We start from the raw sequence: 7,332 nt of genomic DNA, 5'->3' as shown, positions 1-7,332 counted from the left end.
TTGTTATGATTTATTTTGTTATGTTATATTATTCCAGTAAAAAACAAGCTGAAATCTATGCTAAATTTAACTGAATTACATAATAATTACTGGAATTATATTTCCAAATTTGTTGTGATTGTTTGTACAAATTTTACGTATTTAACAATACTAATCCTTTACTACTTCTTTAATATATTAGTTTTAACAATATTCATTAATAATAATATCCTTAAATTTAATCATATCTTCTAAATTATTATTTATTATTCCATCAATTATATCTACATTAATTACTTCATAGTTATGTACAACTATATTTCTAAACCCAACCATAGATTTAAATTTTTTAGCTAAATCTTTATCTAATATATGATTTTCTTCTAACATATCAAAAACATCTCTACTATTTTGAGGAATCCCAAACCTCTTAATAGATACTATATACATGGCTAAATCAATACATGCTTCACAGGCTCTTTGGATATTTAATATAATAGAATCTTGCTTTGTACAATTATTTAAGTTTTCTTTATTATTTTCATATTCCTCACGTATTCTCTTAATACATTTTTCAATAATCTCAGATTTATTATATATTAAATCAATCATATATTTTACCTTCCTTTTTGATTCTATCAAGTATTAATTTCCTGTTGTTATTCAAAAGATCATATTCTTTTAAACTTACTATTCTAAATTCAGTAGATATATTTTCATCTTTAGAATATATCTCGTAACCATTACATACTACTTGTACTTTAAAAACCGTACTTGATTTCTTTAGATTCACTAAATCAACATCTCTTCTTAACCAATCTGCCAATTCTTCTTTTATCATAAATAGCTTATATGAATCAATTTCTTCAGTTGGATAAAACCCAACATCAATATCGCTATCATCTCTAAAATATCCTTTTGCTAAGGAACCAAAAACATATATAAATACAGGGTCTATTTCTTTAATTAAAAATTCATTTATTGATTCTATATATTTTTTATCTATATTCACCAAATCACCCCATACATTCTGTCCTTTAATAATTCTATTTAGTATCAGAAATCACTTTCATGATTCTATATAATCTCCATATAAAAATTTAACCTTTACAACATTACTTATAGTTATTCTTTAATCAATTTAATTTTTTTTAAAATTAAAGTTCTTTTTCTTTTAATCATAATAAAAAATCACCTTTCCTAAATATATACTGCCCGATGAAAGGTGATTTTGTCAAATTTTTATAAAATATCAATCTTATGTGAATATGTACATATAATTTTTTAATAACATTTAATCAAAATAATAATTCTTATATTAACTAATTATTTATAAAAATGTAATTCAAATTTACCACAATAACTTTCAATTAGCTTTTCGATTACCTTTTATGCATCTTTATAATAGTAAAATGGCTAATTCTGTTTTATTAACTTCTTACATCACCTAGCTGTTAGCTAACTTTAATGAATCGATCATCTTACTTCCAACAAGCTTTAATGAACTATCATTATAACAACCTAGTGGTCTGTTAAATTTACAGTCTATAGTAATTTGTTCTACCTTTTTTTGTACTAATTTAATAACTACATAGCCTTCTTGATTGTTAAATCTAATATCAAAAGTATAAAAATCATCCTCTACTTCTACAAGATCAAATTTAAAATTATTCCAATTTTGTAAAATACACTTCCCTGTGCCTGCACTTCCAGTTAACTTCTCATTCATGTAATATCTCTCCCTATAAACTTAATTATTTATCCATATGTAGATTTGTAATACGCTTTGAATAATTTTATTATTTTTCTATATTTATTTCATCATTGTTTACACTTCAAAAACAACGGTATGTCTTTTATGTTTAAATTACTGTAAGAAAAAATGTCTATTATTTTTATAGCTCTCTTAAAAAAATATTAATTTTGTATTAACTAGGTTACTATATCTATATAATCTAAATTTTATCTTATCTTATTAATCTATTATATAGCCTTTATCTACTCCACTTATTGAAATAATATCTTCTAATTGCTCTTTTGTAAGATTCATAAATCCCCAGTAGCTACTTTCACTAAGCCTAACTTCTTCTATAAGCTTCTTTCTAATAATTCTTTTTGGTAATGCCACATTATAAATCATTTTTATAATGAAATACTCTGTTCTACTATAATATAACTTCTTTAATTCTTCATCTTCAAATATACTATAGTTTTTGCAATAATCTCTATATTGATCAAATGTTGCAAAAGCTTTAGTAGACTTTATATCTTGAACAATGCAAATGCTAGTAGCTACTGAGCGATATGCAGCTGGTCCTTTGCCATCACCAGTTCTGTATATTACAATTAGGTCATCTTTTCTTAGTTTTTTCACCCCTCTCATTCTACATATATATATTTTATCTATACTATTTGTATGGGATACATCTTTAACGATATCTATAGATTCATTGTTTAAAATAGAATCTGGAAACATACGAGTATGATATTCTGGATAAATTCCTAACAGATATGCTTTAGAATTTAAATCAACTTTAGGATAATTTAATATAGAATCACTAAATTTCTTATTAAGCTTTTTTAATAAAACTTTCTCCGTTCCATTATGTGTACTCTTATCTGCATATTCTTCAAATCCATACCTTTTATACATTTTTATTAGGGCCTTATGTTTACCAAACACGGTGACATATATTGTCTCTATGCTATTTCCAATTGCGAAATCTAAAGCTTTTTTTATAAACCTTTCACCTAATCTTGTTCCATGAGGATTAATCTTCATAGTACCTATTTTCACAGCTTTATTGCATATTATATTAGGATCTACATCTAAAATTGGACCCTCTTCTATTTTCAAATATAAAAAACCTTCTACATTATTATCTATAGTTTGTATATATGCATATTCTTCCGATTTTCTATTAAACCAATCTGTGAATTCTTTATAATCAGATTTTAATGAATCAAAAAAACTATCGTTTAGATCTATATCTTTAAATTTTTCATACGAAAATGAATAACCCATCGCTGTTCCTCCCTACCACTACATGATATTTATATTAAATCATACATACTCCTGTATAAGTTCTTCTACTCTCAAATGATTATCTATATCGCACTTTCCAATATCTATACATATAATTGGAACATCCAACATTGAAGCAATTTCATTAGCATAATTCAATTCTTGTTTTTGAAATTCACTAATCAAATCTAATTCATAATTTCTGTTATCTCTGTAATTCAATCTATTGTTTATATTTTCTACACTATCTACTAATAAAATAATTGCTTTAATTCCTAAATTCATATAAGTACCCAAAGGAATTCTCTTTATATATAATTTTTTATCTAATAGACAAAAATGACCATCTAGAAAATATATCTTTTTCTTATTTAATAATTTTTCTACTGCATTCAATAGCTGATTTTGATTTTCGTCTATTTCATTAGTTAACTTACTATCAAATTTTTTATTACAGTTATTTGAAATTAATTCACTTGAAGAGTAATATTCTATTCCGTATTTCTTGGACATACTTTTGGCAAATGTAGTTTTCCCTACACCATGTATTCCTGAAATAAATATAATATTTTTTCGCATTAATTCCTCCTACCAATAATTATTATTATACTTATTTTACCAATTTTTCTATATTTTTTCAATATTCAGCATATTTTTTTTTATATTGTAATAAAAAAAAGACCATGTATTTTATAAAACACATGATCTTATTATCTAATAATTTATCTAATCACTTATTTTCATTTCAAGAATTATTGTATTGATTACTTTATATAACGAAAAGATTGGGGTGCTATAAAGTTTGGTATAATTTTTTTAGGACATAATGGCTTTTCATAAATTATTAAATCTTTTATCTTTAAAGCATATGCCATTCCCTGACTACTAAAATATTCTTTGAAATATTTGTACGATATTCCTGAAAAAGCATTAGTTTTCTCCCATATATTTTCAACGTCATCATGTAGCACTCTATCTATCTTAAATTCCCCTACAAGCATACCTACTGGCTTTGTTGAATAAATAACTACAGAGTCAACATCTTGCTTAAAGACTTTTTTTCTATATTCATATTTTTTTTCACCCGAAAAAATCTTTTCCACAAATTCAGGCTTAATCGATAATATAGCTTTCATCTCTGTCACCTATTTCAATAATATTTAAAATTTCTTTGAGATAATTATCTCAAAATCAATATTCATATAACGATTTGATATAATTATAATATTTATTATACAATAAATATTATAATTATATAACATATTTTCGTTTTTTAGTTTATACATAACCTTATTAACAATTTTTCTCAAGCATTTTTAATGTTTGCTCAAGTCTTATTCTACTGGAATATCATAATGTAGCCATTATAATGATTAATTCACATACCTTCATAACTGCTTTTTCATCTTTACAATTATGGTTTAAAAAATCTATAAAAATTTCTGCCATAATGTTGTTAAACATATTTTTTTCTGGTATGTCACCATATTTCACCACAAATTCACACACCTTGATTACATCTAACGGCATATATTGTTCACAATTCATTTTAAATCGACTAATATGGTTTTCGATTATACACTTATCATTCTCGTTGTATTTATTATTTTCACTTGCGTGAAATCGCATTCTTAATAAATCATATTCAATTCCATAAAGTTCACTTGTTTCTTCGCCGACAACGCCATTAGGCATTATAATTATATGATTTTTATTTATATATTCAACCATATTCTCTCTATAGGTTGAACAAACTTCTTCACATTGATTACTACATACATGCCCATCTTTTATAGATGAGATTGATAGCGTTTCTTTTTTTAAACTAGTATTACATATACTGCATGCAATGGCTATATTGAACTTACAGTGTTCAAGATATTTGATTTCCTTAGAATTCTGCGTTTTATCTACGGAGTGTTCTAGTTGACCAAAATTTTTATTATTTATAACAATGCGATTCCCACAATACATACAATATTCTTTAGATGATTTAGTTAATACTTTTTTAATTTCGTGTTGGTTATTCCAATTATAAAATTTCTTATTTTTTATTGGATATTCAACGTTATATCGTGTTGGAAAATTAACTTTCATCTGCCCACCCCAACAAATACTTTTTTAATACAGCTTGTCTTAAAGTTAGATTGTTCAAAGATTTAATACTTTCTAATTCATATTCCTCCAATTTTCCATTTGATGCAATTCTCCGCATGTAATTAGCTAATATCCTGTCAGCATCATTAGTCACTCTATTAATACTATTGAATAACGTTCTATTTATATAATTCAAATCATCCATATCATTACTATCATGGTAATGATATTTATCACCGTCAATTTTAAATATATTAAAGTTGTTAGCTTTTAAAATCACATCAGCAGAATGTGTAGTTATTAAAAATACTACATTATAATATGTATTTTTAAGGAATTCAATAATCCTCATGCTGTTGCTATTATCTAAATAGGCATCGATTTCTTCTATAATAATAAATTTACAATTATTCTCTACTGCATATATGACTTCAATTATTATTCGTAAAATTGCTTGTAATCCACTAGATAATTCAGTATATATATTTTCTCCGATCTTATATTTATATATAGTATTCCCTTTAAATTGCTCTGTTATCTGTTCTTGCTCTTCTATAACTTTAAATTCTTTAGATAGATAACCTGTAATTATAGCATTATATTTATTCGCATTCTCAATTAATTCTTTTAGTATCAGTTTATTAGTATGAATATCAGTAATAACATCATTTTTATTGAAATTTTTCACATTAATTCTTGCTTCTAAGATTGTCTTTATGTTTTGAATTTCATCAAATTTTCCAGTTGGATTTTCTGCAGGAATTGTTCTATTCATAGTATCTATAAAATACACTTCTTTATCTATGCATGTTGTCACTAATTTTTTTATAAGTCTAGATTTACCTGACATGTTATTCCCAATTATAATATAATCATCATGCTGAAATAAGTTTGCTGTGTTATTAAAAACTTTCTCTACTATACAATCTTTTAGTTTATTAATTTGTGCCATATCTTAATTCCTCAAATGCAGCTGTTAATCTGTCTTGTATATTTGCTTTATTAGATGTAGAGTTCTTAGATGCATCCCTATATAATGTCTTCTCCGTTATATCTTCTAGCATTTTTTTGCTAAATTTATCTCTATTTTTACCCGATTTTATATAAGCAACGTATAAAGCTTCCATTAATAAATGATTTATTTGTTTATTCTTTCGCTTAGATCCTCCTAGCAAAACATCTTCATCTAAAATATTATCATCAAATTTTTCTAAAAAAGAATTTAAATTATTCCTATAGTTCTCTATTTCTGCCTTAGAAAAATCAATAGCTTTTTGTGAAAATTCATCTAGCAATGAATGTACTGATCCTTTGTACACACTTTTTTTTCTATCTTCACCACTTTTAAATATAATGCTACTTTCCTCACTTATAATTGTAAAATACTCTAATGCTAAAAATCTTAACAATAATTCTACGTCTCTACTATTTACATGCTTTGCCCCGTATAGTTTTCTCCAAATTACATTTTTATTATTTAACTCATGTAACATATCATAAAAGTTAGATTTATATACTCCATTCCTTATTTCTTGTGGTTTTAAAAGAGTCCCTCCACTATTTAATAAATTAAATATATTAGAATACACACTTTCCTTAGTTTTTGACTTTACGTCCAAAAATACCACATCTATATACCTACTACCCCAGATTCGTTTAGCATCTCCTAAGTTCTTATATGTTATATCTATATCTGTGTCTCCATTATTTATTATGTGCTTAGTTTCCCTAAAAAGATTTCTTTTTTCGGCTTTTATTATCTCTATAAGCAATTTATTATTTGTATCTTTTTCTTTTAGAATTTCAAAAAAATCTATTAAAACTTTTTTGCCATCTAACGTTTTGATTGTTTTTAAATTGTTAAAGTATAAAAATAAACTTATAACGCGTTGCTGCCCATCTAGAATAACATATTTATTATCACGTTCGTCCAAGTACACGTATATAGGTGGAATCGGTATATTTTTCAACACAGATAATGCTAATTTACTTATTTGTTCTGGCTCCCAAACAAATTTTCTCTGATATTTAGGTAATACAAAATCAAACTTATTAAATTTTTCTATTAAGGTATCCACCCCCATAGATACGGTACTTTTATTTATGCTAGTAGCTTCTACAATTTGTTTTACATCTATATCATGTGTATTCTCCTCTTGATTACCATCTTCATCTAACAAAAATCCCTCTATTCCTACCATAATAATCCTCCAACTTGTATTTTTCTTAAT

At 25.2% G+C, this 7,332-nt stretch carries 9 protein-coding genes; all 9 read right to left on the bottom strand.

Going from position 1 to position 7,332, the window contains the following annotated elements:
• Nucleotides 1-183: 183 nt before the first annotated feature.
• Nucleotides 184-591: a type VII toxin-antitoxin system HepT family RNase toxin gene (gene hepT / locus N4A57_RS10235; protein WP_293657896.1), complete on the bottom strand. Its 408-nt coding sequence runs from the start codon at nucleotides 589-591 to the stop codon at nucleotides 184-186.
• Nucleotides 584-991: a type VII toxin-antitoxin system MntA family adenylyltransferase antitoxin gene (gene mntA, locus N4A57_RS10230; protein ID WP_293657895.1), complete on the bottom strand. Its 408-nt coding sequence runs from the start codon at nucleotides 989-991 to the stop codon at nucleotides 584-586. The genes hepT and mntA overlap by 8 nt, the downstream gene beginning before the upstream one ends.
• 435 nt (nucleotides 992-1,426) lie before the next feature.
• Complete coding sequence (locus N4A57_RS10225; RefSeq protein WP_293657894.1) at nucleotides 1,427-1,708, bottom strand: hypothetical protein; 282 nt, start codon at nucleotides 1,706-1,708, stop codon at nucleotides 1,427-1,429.
• A gap of 246 nt (nucleotides 1,709-1,954) precedes the next feature.
• Nucleotides 1,955-3,004: an N-acetyltransferase gene (locus N4A57_RS10220; protein ID WP_293657893.1), complete on the bottom strand. Its 1,050-nt coding sequence runs from the start codon at nucleotides 3,002-3,004 to the stop codon at nucleotides 1,955-1,957.
• A 39-nt stretch (nucleotides 3,005-3,043) separates the two neighbouring features.
• Entirely contained in the window at nucleotides 3,044-3,583 is a 540-nt protein-coding gene (locus N4A57_RS10215; RefSeq protein ID WP_293657892.1) for an ATP-binding protein, read from the bottom strand.
• A 185-nt stretch (nucleotides 3,584-3,768) separates the two neighbouring features.
• Entirely contained in the window at nucleotides 3,769-4,140 is a 372-nt protein-coding gene (locus N4A57_RS10210) for an ASCH domain-containing protein (protein ID WP_293657891.1), read from the bottom strand.
• Between the two features lie 214 nt (nucleotides 4,141-4,354).
• Complete coding sequence (locus N4A57_RS10205; protein WP_293657890.1) at nucleotides 4,355-5,101, bottom strand: hypothetical protein; 747 nt, start codon at nucleotides 5,099-5,101, stop codon at nucleotides 4,355-4,357.
• A complete protein-coding gene (locus tag N4A57_RS10200) occupies nucleotides 5,091-6,053 on the bottom strand; it encodes an AAA family ATPase (RefSeq protein ID WP_293657889.1) in 963 nt (320 codons plus the stop codon). The genes N4A57_RS10205 and N4A57_RS10200 overlap by 11 nt, the downstream gene beginning before the upstream one ends.
• A complete protein-coding gene (locus N4A57_RS10195; protein ID WP_293657888.1) occupies nucleotides 6,040-7,302 on the bottom strand; it encodes a DUF262 domain-containing protein in 1,263 nt (420 codons plus the stop codon). The genes N4A57_RS10200 and N4A57_RS10195 overlap by 14 nt, the downstream gene beginning before the upstream one ends.
• Nucleotides 7,303-7,332: the final 30 nt, after the last annotated feature.

This window comes from Anaeromicrobium sp. (assembly GCF_025210435.1).
In the GTDB taxonomy this organism is placed as follows: domain Bacteria; phylum Bacillota; class Clostridia; order Peptostreptococcales; family Thermotaleaceae; genus Anaeromicrobium.
This window is presented reverse-complemented; position numbering and strand designations above follow the sequence as displayed.

Coding starts and splice junctions, on each gene's coding strand:
- N4A57_RS10220 (WP_293657893.1), bottom strand. CDS start 3,004: ATGGGTTATTCATTTTCGTATGAAAAATTTAAAGATATAGATCTAAAC.
- N4A57_RS10195 (WP_293657888.1), bottom strand. CDS start 7,302: ATGGTAGGAATAGAGGGATTTTTGTTAGATGAAGATGGTAATCAAGAG.
- N4A57_RS10210 (WP_293657891.1), bottom strand. CDS start 4,140: ATGAAAGCTATATTATCGATTAAGCCTGAATTTGTGGAAAAGATTTTT.
- N4A57_RS10215 (WP_293657892.1), bottom strand. CDS start 3,583: ATGCGAAAAAATATTATATTTATTTCAGGAATACATGGTGTAGGGAAA.
- N4A57_RS10225 (WP_293657894.1), bottom strand. CDS start 1,708: ATGAATGAGAAGTTAACTGGAAGTGCAGGCACAGGGAAGTGTATTTTA.
- N4A57_RS10200 (WP_293657889.1), bottom strand. CDS start 6,053: ATGGCACAAATTAATAAACTAAAAGATTGTATAGTAGAGAAAGTTTTT.
- N4A57_RS10205 (WP_293657890.1), bottom strand. CDS start 5,101: ATGAAAGTTAATTTTCCAACACGATATAACGTTGAATATCCAATAAAA.
- hepT (WP_293657896.1), bottom strand. CDS start 591: ATGATTGATTTAATATATAATAAATCTGAGATTATTGAAAAATGTATT.